19 protein-coding genes are annotated in these 18,937 nt (G+C 64.6%); all 19 read right to left on the bottom strand.

Annotated features, from left to right (window positions below):
- Positions 1 to 290 precede the first annotated feature (290 nt).
- The 19 genes from AC0MRV_RS07355 to AC0MRV_RS07265 all read right to left on the bottom strand — a co-directional run bounded on the left by AC0MRV_RS07355 (position 291) and on the right by AC0MRV_RS07265 (position 18,930).
- A complete protein-coding gene (locus tag AC0MRV_RS07355) occupies positions 291 to 1,430 on the bottom strand; it encodes a glycoside hydrolase family 43 protein (protein ID WP_472763797.1) in 1,140 nt (379 codons plus the stop codon).
- 178 nt (positions 1,431 to 1,608) lie between these two features.
- On the bottom strand, positions 1,609 to 3,606 hold the full coding sequence (locus AC0MRV_RS07350) for a methyl-accepting chemotaxis protein (RefSeq protein WP_472763796.1): 1,998 nt from the start codon (positions 3,604 to 3,606) through the stop codon (positions 1,609 to 1,611).
- A 25-nt stretch (positions 3,607 to 3,631) separates the two neighbouring features.
- Positions 3,632 to 3,982: an energy transducer TonB gene (locus AC0MRV_RS07345; protein WP_472763795.1), complete on the bottom strand. Its 351-nt coding sequence runs from the start codon at positions 3,980 to 3,982 to the stop codon at positions 3,632 to 3,634.
- 144 nt (positions 3,983 to 4,126) lie between these two features.
- The gene (locus AC0MRV_RS07340) at positions 4,127 to 6,529 is read right to left on the bottom strand and encodes a PAS domain-containing protein (protein WP_472763794.1); all 2,403 of its coding nucleotides are present in this window, start codon (positions 6,527 to 6,529) and stop codon (positions 4,127 to 4,129) included.
- 70 nt (positions 6,530 to 6,599) lie between these two features.
- Entirely contained in the window at positions 6,600 to 7,079 is a 480-nt protein-coding gene (locus AC0MRV_RS07335) for a response regulator (protein WP_472763793.1), read from the bottom strand.
- Positions 7,080 to 7,510: 431 nt separating this feature from the next.
- A complete protein-coding gene (csrA, locus tag AC0MRV_RS07330; RefSeq protein ID WP_472763792.1) occupies positions 7,511 to 7,759 on the bottom strand; it encodes a carbon storage regulator CsrA in 249 nt (82 codons plus the stop codon).
- An 18-nt stretch (positions 7,760 to 7,777) separates the two neighbouring features.
- Positions 7,778 to 8,206 carry a flagellar assembly protein FliW gene (gene fliW, locus AC0MRV_RS07325; protein WP_472763791.1) on the bottom strand — a complete coding sequence of 143 codons (429 nt, stop codon included), beginning with the start codon at positions 8,204 to 8,206 and terminating at the stop codon, positions 7,778 to 7,780.
- Positions 8,207 to 8,223: 17 nt separating this feature from the next.
- Positions 8,224 to 9,120 (bottom strand): flagellin N-terminal helical domain-containing protein, encoded by an 897-nt coding sequence (locus AC0MRV_RS07320; RefSeq protein WP_472763790.1) that lies wholly within the window; start codon positions 9,118 to 9,120, stop codon positions 8,224 to 8,226.
- A gap of 17 nt (positions 9,121 to 9,137) precedes the next feature.
- The gene (gene flgK, locus AC0MRV_RS07315; protein ID WP_472763789.1) at positions 9,138 to 10,550 is read right to left on the bottom strand and encodes a flagellar hook-associated protein FlgK; all 1,413 of its coding nucleotides are present in this window, start codon (positions 10,548 to 10,550) and stop codon (positions 9,138 to 9,140) included.
- 20 nt (positions 10,551 to 10,570) lie between these two features.
- On the bottom strand, positions 10,571 to 11,062 hold the full coding sequence (gene flgN / locus AC0MRV_RS07310; RefSeq protein WP_472763788.1) for a flagellar export chaperone FlgN: 492 nt from the start codon (positions 11,060 to 11,062) through the stop codon (positions 10,571 to 10,573).
- The gene (locus AC0MRV_RS07305) at positions 11,059 to 11,475 is read right to left on the bottom strand and encodes a hypothetical protein (RefSeq protein ID WP_472763787.1); all 417 of its coding nucleotides are present in this window, start codon (positions 11,473 to 11,475) and stop codon (positions 11,059 to 11,061) included. The genes flgN and AC0MRV_RS07305 overlap by 4 nt, the downstream gene beginning before the upstream one ends.
- 21 nt (positions 11,476 to 11,496) lie before the next feature.
- Positions 11,497 to 12,609, bottom strand: a complete 1,113-nt coding sequence (locus tag AC0MRV_RS07300) for a flagellar basal body P-ring protein FlgI (protein ID WP_472763786.1) — start codon at positions 12,607 to 12,609, stop codon at positions 11,497 to 11,499.
- Positions 12,610 to 12,636: 27 nt separating this feature from the next.
- Positions 12,637 to 13,257, bottom strand: coding sequence for a flagellar basal body L-ring protein FlgH (locus tag AC0MRV_RS07295; protein ID WP_472763785.1), 621 nt, complete (start codon positions 13,255 to 13,257; stop codon positions 12,637 to 12,639).
- A 15-nt stretch (positions 13,258 to 13,272) separates the two neighbouring features.
- Positions 13,273 to 13,992: a flagellar basal body P-ring formation chaperone FlgA gene (gene flgA, locus AC0MRV_RS07290; protein ID WP_472763784.1), complete on the bottom strand. Its 720-nt coding sequence runs from the start codon at positions 13,990 to 13,992 to the stop codon at positions 13,273 to 13,275.
- A 41-nt stretch (positions 13,993 to 14,033) separates the two neighbouring features.
- Complete coding sequence (gene flgG / locus AC0MRV_RS07285; protein ID WP_472763783.1) at positions 14,034 to 14,816, bottom strand: flagellar basal-body rod protein FlgG; 783 nt, start codon at positions 14,814 to 14,816, stop codon at positions 14,034 to 14,036.
- Between the two features lie 46 nt (positions 14,817 to 14,862).
- Positions 14,863 to 15,612 (bottom strand): flagellar hook-basal body protein, encoded by a 750-nt coding sequence (locus AC0MRV_RS07280; protein ID WP_472763782.1) that lies wholly within the window; start codon positions 15,610 to 15,612, stop codon positions 14,863 to 14,865.
- Positions 15,613 to 15,864: 252 nt separating this feature from the next.
- Positions 15,865 to 16,248: a glycine cleavage system protein GcvH gene (gene gcvH, locus AC0MRV_RS07275; RefSeq protein WP_472763781.1), complete on the bottom strand. Its 384-nt coding sequence runs from the start codon at positions 16,246 to 16,248 to the stop codon at positions 15,865 to 15,867.
- Entirely contained in the window at positions 16,245 to 17,351 is a 1,107-nt protein-coding gene (gene gcvT, locus AC0MRV_RS07270) for a glycine cleavage system aminomethyltransferase GcvT (protein WP_472763780.1), read from the bottom strand. The genes gcvH and gcvT overlap by 4 nt, the downstream gene beginning before the upstream one ends.
- Positions 17,352 to 17,427: 76 nt before the next feature.
- Complete coding sequence (locus AC0MRV_RS07265; RefSeq protein WP_472763779.1) at positions 17,428 to 18,930, bottom strand: cytochrome c3 family protein; 1,503 nt, start codon at positions 18,928 to 18,930, stop codon at positions 17,428 to 17,430.
- Positions 18,931 to 18,937 lie beyond the last annotated feature (7 nt).

Genomic DNA, 18,937 nt, shown 5'->3' with positions numbered 1-18,937 from the left:
GGCTTCGCCGCGTCCCTGGTGTCTGGCCGCACCTCCGGTGCTGAACGACCCCAGCCCGGGCAGCCACTTTTGAAAACCCTTCGGTTCGCCGGAGGGTTTTTTGTTGGCCGCTCCCCTGCCCCGTGATGAGCCGAACGACGCGACGTTGCGGCTTCGCTACGCGGTCACTCGGGTTTGAGCGGTAGCCGGCCTCGGTGAGGCCGGTCTTCCGGAAAACGAACTGCAACCTGGGCCTGCGACCAAGCGCACCGCGTCGCGACCGCCGCCCTCGGTTTCGCCCCGGGCGCGTCCTACGGAAGTTCGATTTCGACGCCCCAGTGCTCGGCGACTTTGCGGAGTTCCGCAGCGGTGAGGTGAATGACGGCGCCGTGTTTGGGGCGCTCGAAGTTGGTGCCCTTCATCACGCCTTCGTTGAATCGACCGATGTCGGTGTAGGTCTCGAAATCGGTGGTCTCGCTGAAGCCCATGTTGTTGGGGCGGCCCCCATAGACGTCATACATGAGCACATAGGTGTGATCGGTGCCGAGGCGCTTGAAGACGTTGGGCGCTTCGGTGGGTTGCGTGTTCGGATCGATGCGACGGTCCTCCGCGACGAAGCCTGCATTGATCCGGTCGGACTTCGCGTAATAGATCGCCGCTCCGGCGACGTAGAACATGTGCCAGGTGTCGTCGACCAGGGTGAGGTCGGCGTCGATGCCGCCGATGTTTTCGATCTTCTTCGGCGTGGTGACGAGTTTCGTGAACTCCTCGTTGGCGTAGGCGGTGTAGATGTTGGCGTAGGCGTTCTCGTATCGAATGGTGAAATACACCATCATCTTGTCCTCGACCGGATCATAGGTCGTCTGCGGCGCCCAGGAGCAGTCGATGTCGCCGAGCTCCGGGAATGCCAGGTCGACGCGAAAATCGGAATGCGACCAGTGAATAAGGTCCCACGATTTCATCAGCACCAGGGCGCGGTTGTTGCCCCAACCGTGCTCCTCCTCCGGCCGTTGCCAACGGGTTTCGCGAAAGCCCATGCGGTCGCCGAAGATGTGCAGATCGGTCATCGCCAAATAAAAAGCGCCGTCCGGGCCGCGCGTGATGTGCGGATCGCGCACGCCCTTCTGCTCGGCGAGGATCTCACCGTCGAAGACCGGTTCGCCGCCGTTCACGTCGGTGAAATGGTAGCCGTCGGCACTGATCGCCATGTAGGCCGACTGGGTCTGGTCCTTGAAGTAGACCATGAGGTAACCGGTCATGTCGGCCTCGGTCCGGGGGCCGGCGTCGGCCGGCATCTCCAGCGTCTCCACCAAATGGATACCGGTGGGCTGCTTGGGTCCACGCTCCGGCCAGGGCGGACGGTTGGCGGGTGCCCCGCCTTGAGCGAGGGTGAGGGTCGCCGTCGCGGGCAGGACCGCGGCGAGGAGGAGGGAACGAATCGGGGTAAACATGGAATCAGGCGCACTCCTAGTCGGTCCGCACGGTGGTGGCAAGGGACCGCCCCCATCTGACCGCGATTTCCGATCCCGCCCTCACCCGCTCTGGCGACCAACCAACCATAGAAAAGCCCCGGTGCCGAGGCACCGGGGCTGCAAGTCTACGTAATGTGGGAAGAGGAAGTCGGACGGATCAGCTGTCCTTGCCGTCCATCGGCGCGAAGAACTCGCAGTCACCACCCGTGGCATCCCAACCACCGTCCTGGGCGGGCGGGGCCGCCGGAGCCGGTGCAGCGCTGGCGCGCTTGGGCGCCGCGGCCTTCCGGGGGGCGGCCGCGGGAGGCGGCGCAGCCATCGAGAAGTCGTCGCTGTCGTCGAAGCTGAGTTCGCCGTCGGCACCACCGGTCGTTTCGACGCCGGCCAATTGACCGAGGTGAGCGACGGCAGTGAGCATGACCTGCGACTGCTCGTTGAGCTCGGTCGCGGAGCTGGCTGTCTCTTCGGCGGCGGCGGCGTTGCCCTGAGTGACCTGGTCCATCTCGGAGACGGCGCGGGAAACCTGCTCGATGCCTTGCGTTTGCTCGCGGGAAGCGGTGGCGATCTCGGCCACCAGTTGGTCGACCTCCTGAGTCTTGCTGGTGATCTCGGCAAAGTGCTGGGCGAGTTGCTCGGAGAGCTTGGCACCCTGCTCGGAACGTTGGGTGGCGTCGGAGATCTTGCCGGCGGTGTCCTGGGCGGCGCGGACGGAGCGCTGGGCGAGGGCCCGCACTTCGTCGGCCACCACAGCAAACCCGAGACCAGCCTCGCCGGCACGGGCGGCTTCCACCGCGGCGTTGAGGGCGAGGATGTTGGTCTGGAAGGCGATTTCGTCGATGGTCTTGATGATCTGGGAGATCTCGGAGCTCGACTGACGCAGCGCGGTCATCGCGTTCTGCAACTGACCCATGTCGCCAGCGCCAGCTTCGGCGGCGGTGCGGGCCTGGGTGGAGAGTTGTTTGGCGTGCTCGGCGTGATCGGCGTTGCGACGGGTCATGCCGGCGACCTCTTCCAGGGAAGCGCTGGACTCCTCGAGCGCAGCCGCTTGGCGGGAGGCGCCGGAGGCAAGCTCGGACGAGGCCGACGACATGCGCTGGGCGGCGCTGGCGGTCATCTCGGCACCATTGTTCAACTTGTGGGCGAGATCCACGATCGGAGCGCGAACGCTGCGACCGATATACCAGGCGCCGAAGATGCCACAACCGATGCCGATGAGGCTGAGGGTCGCGAGGAACACCTGCTGGCGAGCCTGGCTTTGCAGGGAATCTTCACCGAGCGCATCGTTGTTGCGCAGCATGGAGGCGCGGATGGAAGAGATCTTTTCCTCAAACGCGGTGCCTGCGGGACGCATCGTTTGTTCCATGGTGGTCTTCTGGGCGACGGCGTTTTCGACCTGGCGGTCAAAAGAGGATCGAAACTGGCCGCTGGCGATTTCGAGCGCCGCGATCACGGCCTTCTTCTCCGGCGAGGCCAAGGAGGCGTCGAGTTCCTCAGCTTCCAACTGATCCGCAAGCATGCCCGCGATCTCCGCATCGAGCTCCTTCAGAGCCGAGTCGACGTCCTGCACCTTTTCCACTGAATTGCGCAGGCGATAGCTGCTGGCGCCGGCTACGGCGGCAAAGTAGTGCTGGAGGCCGGTGTTGCCACGGGCGGCGATGATCTGGTCACCGGAGGCGCGGGAAAGCGCAATGATCTCGTCCAGGCCGGTGCGGAGCGAATCCGCGGCAGTGTCGAGCTCCTGATCGGCGATGACTGCTTCTTCATCCTTGAGCTGCTTGAGCTCGTGATAAGAAGCGGCAAAGGCCTTGGCGAGTTTGGCGGCTTCCTGCAGGTCAGCGCGCACGCGCTCATCGGCGCTTTCGATGTTTGCCTGCAGATTTTTGTCAAAGTTCGCGAAGGCAGTATCACACGCCGCAGCATTTTCAGCGGAAGGATTCTGCATCCAGCTCGCAACTTTGAGGCGCAGGTCCTTGATCGCCGCTTCGGTGCTGTCGACTGCGCTCAAACGAGCGCCGCTGGCGAGCACGGTCTTGAGCGTGCCACCGGCGTCATTGACGACGTAGGCGGCCAGTCCAGCCACGACCGCGAACAGGACCAATACGATGGCAAAGCCGACCGCGATGCGTCGACCGATGGTGGTGGAAAAACGGTTCATAGCCGGGTCTTGGGGTCAGGGTTGATCAATCAGCCGAGAACTTCAGCGGCAGCGCGACCTTGCAGCGGATGGCGTTGCCTTCCTTTTTGCCCGGCTTGAAGCGCCAGTTTTTCACCGCGTCGAGGGCCGGCTTTTCAAATTCAGCATTGGTGGACTTACGCACTTCCACATCGGCGACCTTGCCGGATTCATCGATGATGACGTTGACGACGACCATGCCGGAAACGCCATCGCGCTTCAGTTGCGTCGGGTAATCCGGCGGCGGAGTCCGCACGGGCACCGGCGGGGTGTCGGGGGTTTCGAATTCCTCCGCGAAGCCGATGGTGCCGGCGGTGACGAAGGCGAACAAGAGACTGAGTTTACGTAGATTGGTCATGGGACGGAATGGAGACTACCCATCCCATCGACCCATCGACGCCGGACCTTAACGCAGAATTTGCATCGTCCCATGAATCACGCTTCTGGTGGGCCGGAATCGCCCGGCAACCCGCCTCAAAACTCCCTCGGCCCATTGCCGCGGCTAGCGCGGACCGAGCACGCGCGAGATCGCCATGGTGAGCGTCTCCGCCATGAGCGGCTTGCGCAGCACTTCACTGATGCCGGCATCAAAGAGATGGTCGGGCGCGGCAATGTCGTCGTAGCCCGACATGAGGATCACCGGCACGTCGCCGCGAATTTTGCGAATCCGGCGGGCCAGATCGACGCCCGTGAGCCCGGGCATCGTCAAATCGGTGAGGACCAAATCAAAACCCTGCGGATTGGCCTCAAAGGCGGCGAGTGCCTCGACCGGCTGCACGTATCCTTCGACCGTGTAGCCACTGCGTTTCAGCAAGGCGCGCAGCCAGCCGACGATCGGCTTCTCGTCGTCGACCAGCAGCAGGGATTGCCCGTCCCCCTTGACCAGGACGGGCTTGGCCGGCGGCGGCTCGGGGGCCTCGGTTTCCTCGACCGGGAACGCGAGGTAGAAGGTCGAGCCTTTGCCCTCTTCGCTCTCGACCAACACCCCGCCGTTCTGGGCCTGCATGATGCCATGAACGACCGCGAGGCCGAGGCCGGAGCCTTTTCCGGTGGGTTTGGTGGTGAAGAAGGGTTCAAAAATACGGTCGAGCATTGGCGGCGACATGCCCTCGCCATTGTCGCTCACCGCGATGCACACATAGCGGCCCTCATCGATTTCGGTGGGGGTCGCGAGGCCGTCGCGCGGCAGGGTGAGGTCGACCAGTTCGACGGTGATCTTGCCCGCGCCTTCGGGCATGGCGTGCCAGGAATTGGTGCAGAGGTTGACCATCGCCTGGTGCACCTGCACCGGGTCGGCCCGCACGACCGGCAGATGTTGGGGCACCGGTTTGATTTCCACCTCGATGGTGGAGGGCAGCATCGACGAGATGAGTTTGATGGCCTCGGTGGTGACGCCACCGATGTCGCAGGGCGCGACCTCCTGCTCCTGCTGGCGACTGAAGGTGAGGATCTGCCGCACCACATCGCGGGCGCGCATGGCGGCAGCCATGACTTCCTCCAGCCAGGTGTGCGCGCTGTGCTCCGGGGGCAGGTCGTCGCGGGCCAGCTGCACGAAGCCGAAGATGCCGGTGAGGATGTTGTTGAAATCGTGCGCGATGCCACCGGCCAGGGTGCCGACGGCCTCCATCTTTTGAGCCCGGCGCAACTGGCGTTCGAGATGAGCACGCAACTCGTCGTCCAGCCAGCGCTCGATCGCGATCGCGGCCAGCCCGGCCGCCACTTGGCAAAAACTCCGCTCCGCCTCGGTGGGCCGCCGCGCGATGTTGGAAAAGGCGATGAGGGTGCCGATCGGAGAATCGGACGCCGACGAGATCGGGGTTGCCCAAGCCGAACGGAAACCGAGTTCCTTGGCCTGCCGTTTGAGGTCGGAATCAGGCAGGTCCGAGAGGTCGGCTTCGACGACCGCCTGACCGGTGGCGGCGGCGGCCGCGCTCAACACGCCGTGCGAATCGACGGGCTCACCGTGAGCCAGTTCAAAAAAGGCTTTCGGCAGACTCGGGGCCGATCTCGCGATGAGCGTGCGGTCATCCTGATCGACCAGGAAGATGCCCGTCCGCAGCGCGGGAAACTGCTTCTCGAGGGTTTGCGTGATGACCTGCAGCACATCGTCGAGCCGCTGTCCGCGGGCGAGTTTCTTGAGCACGCTTTCCTCAAAGTCACTTTGCGCGCGAAAGTGACGGCGCTCCGTCACATCGGTGCAGGTGCCGACGAAGTGGGTGAGCACGCCACCATCGCCACGGACCGGTCGGATTTCGAGGTCGTTCCAAAAGGGTTCGCCATCCTTGCGGTAGTTGAGCACCTCGCCGCGGAATACGCTGCCGTCGCTCAGGCATGCCCGCATCTTTTCGACGGTGGCCTCATCGGTCCCGTGCCCCTGCAGGAGGCGCGAGTTGCGCCCGATCGCTTCATCCAGACTATAACCCGTCATGCGGGTCCAGGATTCGTTGACGTAGATGATCGGCAGATCCGGATCGGACGCATCGGCGATCACCACGGCCTCCGCCATTTGCTCGAGCACCAGATCGTGCAATTGCATCGGACTCTCGGTGCGATGGCCCGCCGTGTTGTCGTGGTAAAGCGCGACGTGGTAGATCTCACTCCCCTCCTCCACCGGCGCGATGAACGCTTCGACCCAGCGCAGCGATTCTGTCGGCGTGCGGTTGCAAAGCTCGCCGCACCACACCTCGCCGCGCGCCAGCACGGCGTGCATGTGCTCGTAGACCACCCGACTTTGATAACTGGAGCGCAGGCTCTGTTGGTTCTGTCCGATGAGCTCGGCGGCCGGCAGTTGGTAGACCGAGAGCAAGGCCGCATTGGCGTGCAGGATGATGCCGGCGGCGTCGCTCACCGAAACCGGGACCTCCCCGCTTTGCTCCAAGATACGCCGCACCGTCGAATCCGGCATGCTGGATTTCAGCCGGGACCTGGCAGCCGCCACCAATCGGTCGAGCTGCTCGGGGGAAAAGATCGCGGGGTTAACGGCCATTCGAAGCGCCGATGTTGGCACTGTCCCGACCGGGCAGGCAAGTATCGCCGTCATCGAAAGTCGCGCGTCGGAGTTCGTCGCTCGCCGCCGCCAGAACTTCACGCAAATCGGCGAAGGCAAAAGGCTTGGCCAGCAGGCGCATGCGCGGGGTCTTGGCCTGCGTCTGACGGGCCTGCTCATCGAGATCTCCGCCCATGATGATGATCGATGCCGCCGGCACGAGCTCGCGCAGCGAGCGCGCCAACTGCAGGCCGTCTTCCTCGCCCACGTGCACATCGAGCAGGACGAGTTGCACGGCGGTGGCGGGATCGGACGCCAAGCGCAGCGCTTCACCGCAATCGGCCGCGACGACCGGCCGGTAACCCAGCCGTTCAGACATGCGTTGCGCCACCGTCCGCACCGATTTCTCGTCGTCCACGATCAAAATCGTGAGTCCGGTGGCGGGGTTCGATGGATCGGGGTTGGACATGTCGGAGGAGGCGACGACGGGGGATCAACTAGCGGCTCGATTTGCGGCTCGCTGGGCCCACGGGGGCGCGGAAGCCGTGGCGGGCAAGGGCCGCCAAAAACGACGCCGTTCGACGGCGGTCAGGTCATAACAACGCTCACCCTCGCAATGGCAACACCCGGCTTGCTCGAGCCAGAAAATGCAATTGATGCACGCCCGATGGTCGGACCCCGTCAGCGCGGGAAACGGGGTGATGGTGGCCGTGGTCGAGGACGTGGACATCATACTCAGGAACGTGCAATCGGATGACTGGGGAACATCTTAAGCGTTTTTTTGGAAAAGGTGGTCGCAACCGTCGGCGGGCGGGTTGGCAGGACCTTTTCCACTAGAGAGGCGGCGCCGAAAACACCGATCGCCCGGTGCTGAGAACCGAGCGATCGCAGAGCGGGACATCAACCTTGGCGGGGCGCGATGCGCGGCAGCGCCGGCATGGCGGGCAAGGGCCCCCCGCGGGTGCCTTTGACGGCGGCCGATTGGTTGGTCTTGGCAATGTCCGCCAGCACTTCCTTGCGATAAATGGGCACGTTGCGCGGGGCATCGATGCCGATTTTCACGATGTCGCCATCGACGCGGGTGATGCGGATTTCGACGTTGTCGCCGATCTTGATGGCTTCGCCAACTCTACGGGTGAGAACGAGCATAGGGGGCTCCTTTGAGAGTTAGGCGGTGACCAGGGGATGGCGAGCGCTATATTGTTGATGGTTCGCAAGAACCACTTGTTTGGCCCGTCCGGTGCGGCGGTTGATCACGACCGGTCCGGTGAGGTTGACGGTGGCGGTGGCCTGAGCCCCATGAGTGACCGTGACGATGTTAAGCACCATCGCATCGGAGGGCTCGGTGAGCTCGAGATACAGGGCATCCTCGTCGAAGAGCTCGGGTTCGTAATCGGGCAACACATTGCCCGGCTCGACGACCACGAAGTGCAGCTCGTCGTCGGCGCCCATCAGGCGCAGCCAGCAGAAGGGCAGTTGCTCTTCTTGGAAAATCACGGTGAAGCGATCGTATTCGGGGAAGCCCACCAGGCCCTGCGGAAGCAGAAACTCGTCGGTGGGACCGGCAGTGGTGAGGGGTTCGGCGGAGACTTTCATCGGACGGCGGGCAGCGGTTAACGCAGATAGTCGAGGATGGACATGTTGAGGATTCGCGACGCGGAAGCGAGCGCCGCTTCATAGGCCGTGGTGGCCTGGGAAAGTTTTACGACCGTGCTCGGAAGGTCGGCATCCGCTTCGGCGGAGATCAGGCGCTCGATTTCGTCATCGCGCGTGCCGAGCTGTTTTTTGCTCACCTCAATGCGCATCTGCGCGGCGCCGGTCGTGCCGATCGCCTCGACGAGAGCGTCTTCGGCGGTTTCCAAACCGGCGATCGAAGTGTCGAGTCCGGCCCGGTCACCGTTGCTGAGCGAATCGCGGAGGGTGACGAGCGTGTTGATGAAATCGGCGATCGCCGTGTTGGTCGCGCCGGTGGAACCGATCTCCAGCGAAGACTGTTCGGTGAGCGAGACGGTGCGGTTGCTGGTGTTGCCGGCATAGGTGACGCTCGCCACTTTGCCGTCGGCTCCGCGGGTGACGGCGATCGGTTCGGTGCCCACGGCCGTGCCGGCAAAGATGAAGTCGTCGCGCAGGCGGCCGTTGCCGACGCGCACGGCCTGTTCGATGAGTTGATCGACTTCGGCGGCGTAGGCGTTGGTGGCCTCCTGCCCCAGCGTGCCGGTGCCGAGGAGTGAAAGTTCGCCGGCGCGCACGGAGAGGTCCTTGAGCGAGCTGAGGTGCGAAAAGGTGGCTTGGGTGAGTTCAAGCGCGACGTCGGAGTTGCGTTCAAACTGGGCCACGCGGCGTTGCTCCGCGCCGAGCGCGAGCAGGCGCCCGACCGCGGCGGGATCGTCGCCGGGGAGTTTGACCCGCTGGCCGCTGGCAATCTGGTCCTGCAGCGTCGTCTGCTTCGAGCTGAGCTCGGCGATCTGGCTGATGACCGTGGTGGTGGCGGCGTAGGTGGGAACTCGCATGGCGGGGAAAAGCGGGTTTAGCGGCCGAGGCCGTTCACGACGGTGTTGAGCAATTCGTCGACCACGGAAATCACGCGGGACGAAGCCTGGAAGGCACGTTGGAATTTGAGCAGGTCGGCCATCTCCTCATCGAGGGACACCCCGGAAACGGAGTCCCGCTGGGCGCGCACCAGTTGTTCGATGTTGCGCTGATCGCCCAGGCGGGCGTCGGAGCCGGCGACCTCCTCACCGAAGTCGGAGATGGAGCGGGCGAGAAACTGATTGAAGGTGCCGCTGATCGCGTCGCCGGCGCCCGTATCAAATGCTTGATACGCGAGGTCGGCGATGGCGCGGGCAATGGTGTTGTCACCGGCGGCCCCGCCATCGGAAGCCTTCAGCGAAACGGCGTTCACGCTCGAGTCGACCCTGATGGTCGCGGCGGTGGTGCCGGAGGCGACGAAGAAGTCACCCGTGGCGCCGGTCGGATTGTAGGCGGCGTTGACGGCGGTGACGAGCTGGCCGGCGAGCGCATCGAGATCGGTCCGCAGTCGGGTGAGACCCTCGTCGCGGGCCCGCAGGTGGCCGGCGATGCTGCCGCTGGTCGCATCGATGGTGTCGGTGCCGACGGTGAGGTTGGTGCCATCAAAGGCCACCGGTGTCGGCACGGTCGCGAGGTTGATGAGCTGGACCTCGTTGCCCAGCGCGTCGCGGGCGAAGATATCGATCTGGCCGGACTCGGTGGCGTTGGCGCGGGTCTCGATACCGAGCTTGCCGGCGAGTTCTTCGACGCGCGCCTGGCGCTGGTCGCGCAGGTCGACGGCGGAGCCGGGCGCGTTGACCTCGAAGCGACCGATCTGGCCGTTGAGTTCGGCGATGGCCTGAAGCAGGCGATTGACGTCCTCGACGTCGGAAGCGGCGGCGGAGGTGAGATCCGTCTCGAGCTGATCGAGGCGCGAATCGGTGGCGTTGAGGCGATCGGTCAGGATGGCGGCGCGCTGCAGGAGCGTCTGGCGTTGGCCGTTGTCGGTCGGGCGCGAAGCGAAACCTTCGAAGGCGGTGAAGAAGTCGGTGACCGATTCAACCACGCCCTGGCTGCCACTGGCGCCGGAACTGCCGGCGTCGCCGGTGCGATCGATGGATTGGCCGAGGGCGGCCTGGCCCTTGGCGTAGGCGTTGGCCTCGGCTTCGGCGCCGGCGGTGACGGCGATCTCGCGCACGACCTGTTGGTCGAGCAAACGGTCGCGAATCTGCTCAACTTGCTTCGCCTCGATGCCGAGCGACTGTGCGCCGAGCGGGGTCAGAACGGTGCCGCGGTCGCCGTAGACCACCCGTTGGCGCGCGTAGTTCGGGTTGTTGACGTTGGCGAGGTTGCGCCCGGCGGTCTCCACGCTGCGTGAGTGCGCGGCGAGGGCTTTTACGCCACCATTGAGTGCTCCAAAGAGTCCGGACATTGCGGGTGAGGCGGAAAGGGTTAGACGGCGGTGGCGAACGAGCCGGAGCCGCTGCCTTCATGCAGGCCGCCGCGTCGGTCGTAGGTGGGCGAGAAGATGTCGGGGCGCAGGATGCGCAGCGAATCGCGGTGCACCTCGACGGTGCGGGCGAGCAGGCGCTGGTTCTGGCGGGCCGTGCGGCGGGTCTGGTGCACAAGGCGGTTCACCTCTTTGACGAGGGCTTCGAACATGGGCTGAACCTCGGCGGGAAAATCGGTGAGCAGGCGCAGCAACGTCGTGGAAGGCGCGCGGCCGTGAGCTTTGGCCATGGTCTGCACGAGCTGTTCGCGGCGGACGCGGAAGCGGTTGGCGACGCGCGCGGCCTGTTCGATCAATTGGGCCTCGGCGAGGACCTTTTCGGGATCGGGCTGCAGCAGGCCTTCCTGTTGGTCGCGGAAGAGGCCGAGCAGGTTGCCCAAGTGTTCAATCTCGTCGCGCAAGGCGTCGGCGAGCGAGTCGAGTGATTCGTTCATGATTGCGTGGAAAGGTGGTTGTCGGTGACCGCGTCGGCGGCGTCGGCCGAGTTGGCGCGCATCGCTTCAGCGTAGGCCGCCTGGAGGGCGGCGGGGGTAAGTTGTTTCTCGATCAGGTTGGCGAAGCCGAGCTGGCCGCCCTCGGACAAAGAGCCGGCGAGCACATCGGTGAGCAGGTAACCGTAAACGCCGCCGCCACCGCCGCCCATCGCCCCACCCTGCGCGCCGGAGCCGCCGTTCATGATCGGATCGATGGCGGGTTTGAGCAGCTGGCGCACGATGATGGCCTCGAACTGCGCGGCGACTTTCTTGACGTCCTCCGGCGTCGTCGGCGCCTCACGATCGCGCGGACCCTCGGGGCGGTTGGCGAGCCCGAGGGAGGCACTGACGGCGGCGACGTTCATCGAAGACATGGTGAAGGCGGAGGATTGAGCTTAGTTGATGATGAGTTCGGCTTGGAGCGCGCCGGAACGCTTGAGCGTTTGGAAGATCGACATCATCTCGCGGGTGCTGACACCGAGGGCGTTGAGCGCGGCGGCGAGACGTTCGATGGAAGGCGCCTCCTCGATGACGGTGAATCCGCCCTTGGCCTCCTCGACGTTGGTGTTGGTCGAGGGCACGATCGCGGTCTGCGCACCGCCTCCCGCCAGCGGCGGCGGTTGGGAAACGCCCAGGGTCTGCGCCACCGTGATGGTGAGCGCGCCGTGGGAGATGGCGACCTGCGAAAGCCGCACCGTGCTGGTGGCAACGATCGTGCCGGTGCGCTCGTTGATGACAATGCGCGCCGGGGTGTCGGGCGTGACCTCGATGGTGCCGAGGGCGGCGAGGAAGGCGACTTCCTGGCCATAATAGTCATCGGGCAAATCGAGCGAAACGGTCGCAGCGTCTTCGGCCAACGCGATGGTCGGATATTCGCGGTTGATCGCGGTGGCGAGTCGGGCGGCGGAGGTAAAATCGGGATTGTAGAGCTGGAGGCGGAGTTTGCCCCGGTGCACGATCTCCATCGGGATCTCGCGCTCGACGATGGCGCCGTTGCTGATGACACCAACGGTCGGGTGATTCTTCTGCACGGTGGCGCCGCCGGCACCACCGGCACCGCCGGAGAAACCGCCGATCGCGATGGGGCCCTGGGCAACGGCGTAGACTTCGCCATTGGCTCCGAGCATCGGCGTTTGGAGCAGCACCCCACCCTGCAGCGATTTGGCGTCGCCCATGGACGCAACGGTCACATCGATGCGCGCGCCCTCCTTGAGAAAGGGACCGATGTCGGCCGTAATCATCACGGCCGCGACGTTCTTGGCCTTGATTGCCGTGGCGTCGACCGTGAGACCGTGCCCCTGCAGCAGATTGGCCACCGAACGCAGCGTCGTCTCGGCGTTTGAATCGCCGTCGCCCGCCAGACCGACGACCAGGCCGTAGCCGACGAGCTGATTGTCCCGCGAACCCTCAACCTGCGCGATGTCCTTGAGGCGCACCGCAGACAAAGGGGCGGTGATCGCCAGGGCGAGCAGCAGAATGGAAATCAGGCGAAAACGGAGACGGTTCATTGCGAAGGGAGTGTCGTAAGGGGTTTCTTAATACGGGCGGACGATCTCGTAGAGGCGCGTGATCCAGCCGCGGCGCTGGGCCTCCGAAAGCGCACCGTCGCTCACGAACTCCACCCGGGCGTTGGCGATGTCGGAGGAATAAACGACGTTGTTGGCCATGATGTCGTCGGGCCGCACGAGGCCGTGCAGGATGGCATGCTGGGTTTCCTTGGCAAAGGTCACGCGGCGCACCCCCTCGATGACGAGCACACCGTTGGGCAAAACATCGATGACCATGACCGCGGCACGGCCGGTGAGGGATTGCGAGGCGCTCACGTTGCCACCACCCTGGAAGTCGTTGGAGCCCGACATGGCGGTGCCGGGCAGTTCACCATTGTGGGTGCCGAAACTGCTGCCCGGGAAAAGGAACTGCGCGACGGTGTTGCTCACGTTCGCCCCGCTGCCGGTCTTTTTGTTGGACGAGGCGGAGTTGGTGACGGACTCGCTGATCTGAACCGTGAGGATGTCACCCACCGTGCGGGCCTTGCGGTCGGCATACATGGTGCGCGGTTGGGCGCCGTTGGCCGACCAAAGGGAGCCCTCGCTGGCGAACAGCGCGAGCGGGCTGGCGAGGAGAAAACAGGAACAAAGCAGAGAGGAAAGGCGCATGGGATGGGGGAAAGGTTAGAAGTTCACTTCGGCCTGCCCTTGGGCGGTGACGACGGCGGCGAATTCGCGGCGCGATTCGGTGTTGCGCACCCGCACGAGTTCGCCGGCGAGGCCGTCCTGCAAAGCGAGCGCTTTCATGGAAATGGTGAGGCTGCCATCGACGGCGGCGACCTCGATCATCTGCCCCTTGCGCACAAGCGGGCGCCGCACGACGTCGCGCCAGGTGAGGAAGCGACCGGCTGGCAGCGAGCGGTTCATCATGAGGTCTTCCAGCGGCGTTTCCACCGGCACGAGATCGCGCTGGCGCAGGATGTCGACGCGGCGGGTTTCGAGCCGTTGCGGTTCGATGTTGGCTTGGCGGGTGAGCGGCTCGCGGGCGAGCCAGCCGTCGCGCCAGATCTGCGCGCGAACGAACACCGTCTCGTTGGTGGTGGTGCCGTCGAGCGCGTGCACCTGCAGGCGCAGCATCATCTGGCTGGCCGGCTTGGACGGCATTTCGGTGATCTCGACGATGGTATCCGGCCCCGGCGTGAACGGGCGCACGAGTTCAAGGCTCCACTCCCCTTCCGTTCGGTAGTGGTCCTCAAGGGTGAGCGCGGCATCGTCGAGCCACGCATCCGGATCGGGCTGATCGGCGGGCGGCGGCATGATGGCGTCCATCTCGGCGCGGAGCGCAGGGCCACACCCGAACGCGAGGACGGTGAGGAGGAGGCGGAGGAGGGACGGTCGTGACACGGCGAATACGGGGAGGAGGGACGAGGGGAATGGCGGCGGCATCAGCGCTTCATCTGCGCGATGTTCTGGAGCATTTCGTCGGAAGTCTGGATGGACTTGCTGTTGATTTCGTAGGCGCGCTGGGCGACGATGAGGTTCACCATTTCCTCCACGATGTTGACGTTGGAGGCCTCGGCGTAGCCCTGCATGATCGAACCGTAGCCGAGCTCGCCGGGAGCACCGACCTCGGGGGCGCCGGATGATTCGGTTTCCTCGTAGAAATTGCCGCCCATGGAACGCAGGCCGCCGGGGTTGGGGAAACGCGTGAGGGTGAGGCGGAAGGTGGTGTTGCCGGCCGCGCTTTGGTAGGTGACCTCACCGGTTTCGGAGATGTTGATCGATGTGGTGCCGGGGGGCACCGCCTGGAAACCGGAGAGGACCGGCATGCCATCGTTGGTGACCACGGTGCCCTGGGCGTTGAGCTTGAAGGAACCGTCGCGGGTGTAACCGAGGGAGCCGTCGGGGCGTTGAATCTCGAAGAAACCGTCGCCCTGAATGGCGAGGTCCAATTGCTCGCCGGTGTGGTTGAGCTGCCCCTGGGTGAAAACCTTGCCGGTCGCGGCGACGCGGGAACCATTGCCCACCTCGATACCGGTCGGCACGACGTTGCCGCCACCCGCCTCGGCACCGGACGCGCGCGGCTTCTGGTAGAGCAGGTCCTGAAACTCGATCTTGGAGCGCTTGAATCCGGGGGTGTTCACGTTCGCAAGGTTGTTGGCGATCGTGTTGAGGTTGAGCTGCTGCGCTTCCATACCGGTGGCAGCAGAGTAGAGGGACATGTTCATGGCTTGATCTCGGGAAAGGGGGTTGGCGGGAAAACGTCAGGCGGGTTCAGCCGAGTTTCTCCAAGGTTTGTTTCATGATTTCATCGCGGTGACTGATCATCTTCTGGTTGGCCTCGTAAGCGCGGGCGATGCCGACGAGGTCGACCATTTCACGCAGCGGCTGGATGTTGGCCTGCTCGAGATGGCCCTGGAGGACCTCCGGCTCCTCGACGACCTCGGGCTCCTGACCGGGGCTGGCGCCGAAGAGACCCCCGCCGAGGTTCTGGAGCGCGTTGTTGTTCTCGAAACGCATGATCTCGATCTTCCCGATGACCGCGCCGTTCTGGCGGATCTGACCATCTTCATCGACGGCGATGCCGCCGCCGCCCGGCTGCAGTTTGATCGGAGTGCCCCCATCACCGAGAACCGCGAATCCGTTATGATTCACCAGGTCGAGTTCCGGCGTGGTCGTGAAGGAACCGTTGCGGGTGTAGTAAATCTTGCCGGCCTCGTCCTGCACCTGGAAGAAGCCCGGGCCGCCGAGCGCGAAATCGAAGTCGCGGCGCGTCGGCATGGACTCACCCTTGGCAAAACTGATGCCGAGGTTGGCCGCCGGGTAATAAACGGGCGTCGCGCCACCGTCCCCGACCTTTTGGGACTCGTCGCCCTTCAGCTCACCACCGTAGACCGACCATAACTGCACCGTCTGCTTTTTGTAGCCCGCCACCTGGTTGGAGGTGATGTTCTGGGCTACGGCATCCTGCCACCGCTCGAGCGCGGAGAGGGAGGCTGCACTTTGGTAGAGACCGACATTCATGGTGCCCGCACTGTTGCAGAACCAATGCCAGCGATTTTAATTCACTGCCTTGCAGCGTTTTAAAATTTCCGAGGCCGGCACCCTCCCCTAAACTGCCGCCGCCGCCGCGACGAGGGGGCATATTCTGCCGGGGCGCGGCCGACCTCTTCGCGAAGGGCCAAGGCAACGCCTTTCCGGGCAGGCGGGAGCAGGCGCAAGCGCCTCGCCGACCAGGTGTTTTCGGGCCCGGGATGCCAGCCGGGGCCGGCTCCCTTAGGCCGTTTCGGCCGTGTAACCGTCGCTGTCGAGCAGCGCTTCGAGCTCGTTGGCGTCGTTCACTTTCAGCTTCATGATCCAACCACCCGCATAAGGTTCCTGATTTACCAGCTCGGGCTGGCCGTCGAGGGACTCGTTGACGGCGACGACTTCGCCACCGACCGGAGCGTAGAGATCGGAAGCCGCCTTGACCGACTCGACCACGCCGAACACCTCACCCGCGGCGAAGCTGTCCCCCACCGCGGGCAGATCGACAAAGGTGATGTCACCGAGACTGTCCTGCGCGTAGTCGGAGATCCCGACTTCCACGATGCCGTCTCCGGCATCTTTGACCCATTCGTGGGACTTGGCGTAGCGGCGGTCGGCGGGGATGTTGCTCATGCGGATTTCTTTAGTTCGACGAAGGGCGGTTTGACCAGTTGCAAAGTGAATTTCGTGCCGCGCACGTCGACGCAGAGCCCACCGGCATCCACAGCCGCGGCCGGCACGACCGCCGAACCGATGGCTTCACCCAGGATGGGCGACATGGTGCCGGAAAGCACCCGCCCCACCACCCCGCCGGCGGCGTCCAACACCTCGGCCCCGGCGCGCACGATGCGCCGGTCGCCGGTGCGGAAATAAACCACCTGGCGCCGATCACCTGCGGTCTTTTCGGCAGCCAGGGCTTCGGCGCCGATGAAACCGCCCGCTTTCTTGAGCTTAACCGTCCAGCCCAGGCCGGCGGCGATGGGCGACAGGTCGGCATCGAGCTCGTGCCCGTAGAGTGGATACCCGGCCTCGAGGCGCAGGCTGTCGCGGGCACCGAGGCCGGCGAGTTGGAGGCCGTGGGCCTCGCCCGCCTGCAGCAGGGCTTCCGCCAGCGCCGGGGCGTCGGCAACGGCGTGGTAGAGTTCAAAGCCGTCTTCGCCGGTATAGCCCGTGCGACTGATCAGGCAGTGAATGCCGGCCACGGTGCCTTCACCAAAATGATAATAGCGCAGCGTGGGCAGCTTGGCGCCGGTGAGGCCCTGCAGGATGGCCTCCGCCTTCGGCCCTTGCAGGGCGAGCAGCGCGTAGTCGGCGGAGCGATCGGTGATCGTTACGTCATGGCCGGCGGCCTGCTCGCGCATCCACGCAAGGTCCTTGGTGATGTTGCTCGCGTTGATGCACAAAAAGTAGCGTTCGGGCTCGTGCAGGTAGACGAGGAGATCGTCCACCACCCCACCGTCGGGACGACACATCGGCGAATAAAGGACACGGCCCGGATAGAGCGCATCGACGTCGTTGGTGACGAGTTGATTGAGAAACGCCGCGGCACCGGGACCGGTCACGTCGACCTCGCCCATGTGACTCACATCGAAGAGTCCGGCGGTCGAGCGCACGGCTTTGTGCTCCTCGATGATGCTCTTGTATTGGACCGGCATCTCCCAGCCTGCGAAGTCCACGAATCGGCCGCCGTGGGCGACGTGGAAAGCGTGAAGAGGCGTGCGTTGCAATTCAGACATGGCGACGAGCAAGTTCCGCCGTGGGAGGGGCCGCAAGCCAGATCAGGACCGCGACCGCATGCCGGCCCGCCCGGCGTCACATTTCCTGGTTCTTGCCTTCGTGACAGTCGTTGCAGAGCCATCCCGTGACGTCGTCCATCGGGTGGGCAAACTCGAGCCCCTCCGGCGCGAGCGACTTGAGGTCGTCGCCGCTGCCTTGGGCAAGGATGGTGTGGCAGGCGCCGCACTCGTGGGCCGGCAACTGGCGATCGGTGTCGCTCACGAGTTCGTGGTTGCCGTCGTGGCAACGGAAGCAGCCGGTCCAGTCTTTGTGGCCGGCATTGTCCGGGTAAGCCAACCAGTTGGACTGCATGAGGGGGAAGAAGTTGGCCCGGTAGATGGACTGCGCGGTCTGGACGGCTTGATCCACGCGTTCATCCTCCGCATAGGCCTCGCGCAGACCGCCATCGATGGCCGCCATCGCTTCGTCGACCGTGGCGTATTCGCCGGTGAGGAGCTCGACGACGGTGCGTTTGATCGAGGTCATGTCGCGATCGAGGTTGCCCAGGTGGAGCGCCTCATCGACCGCGTCGTTGGGCGACATGAATTTGTGCGCGGGGCGATTGTGGCAATCGATGCAATCCATCACCCGCAGTTGGGCGTGATCGACCTCACCCTCGAAGTCGGGGTTCAGGTATTCCTGCACCGAGCCGTCGGCTTTGGTCACACGCACCCAGGGGATCTCCTGCCGCTGTTCATCGGCGGCATAATATTCGATGCGCGTGTCGGAATTGGTGTGCCAATGGATGCCGCCGGCATGGGCACCGCGATCGGCGCCGCCGCCCACGTGCAACAGCAGGCGCACGGTGAACTCGGTGTTCTCCTCGTCGCTCAGATACCGGTGGTAGGTCTTCTCGAGATTGCCCACATGCTGCTCGGGCCAGTGACATTGTTCGCAGGTCTCGCGCGACGGCCGGAGATTGCGGACAGGGGTCGGGATGGGCCGGGCGAATTCGCCGGTGATGACCCCGAGGAGCTGGTGCGCGCCATTGAGTTTGGCCTGCGCGTAGGCGCCGGCGCCGGAACCGACGTGGCACTCGACGCAGTCGACACGGGCGTGCGAACCCTCGTGGTAGGCGGTGTATTCCGGCTCCATGACGGTGTGGCAGACGAGGCCGCAAAACTCGTTGGTCTCGGAGACGTGGTAGGTCTGGTAACTGCCGATGGCGGTGAGCAAAAGGAAGCACATCGTGCCGGCGGCGAAGTAAAGCAGGCGCCAACGAGTGCGCGGGTTCGAGAGATCGATCGTGACGCGCGGGATGGAGCCAACCGGCGCGAGTTTGCGATGCCGCCGTTCCCACCAGCCGCCGAAGAGGAAGATGCCGATGCCGAGGAAGAGGAAGCCCGGCGCGACGACATAACTCAGGATGCCGATGTAGGGGTTGCCCGCGCCCGGTCCCCACTGGTCGATGACGAAGAGGAACAGAAACGCGAACAGCGCCGCGCCGGCCAGCACCATGCCGGACCAACTGATCCAGTTCCGCCAGATGGACTGGACCGGAACGGGGGCGGAGGAGGATTCACCGGTCTCAGGTTGCATGGCGGGA

The sequence above is a fragment of the Actomonas spartinae genome, assembly GCF_051209155.1.
Lineage (GTDB): Bacteria > Verrucomicrobiota > Verrucomicrobiia > Opitutales > Opitutaceae > Actomonas.
This window is presented reverse-complemented; position numbering and strand designations above follow the sequence as displayed.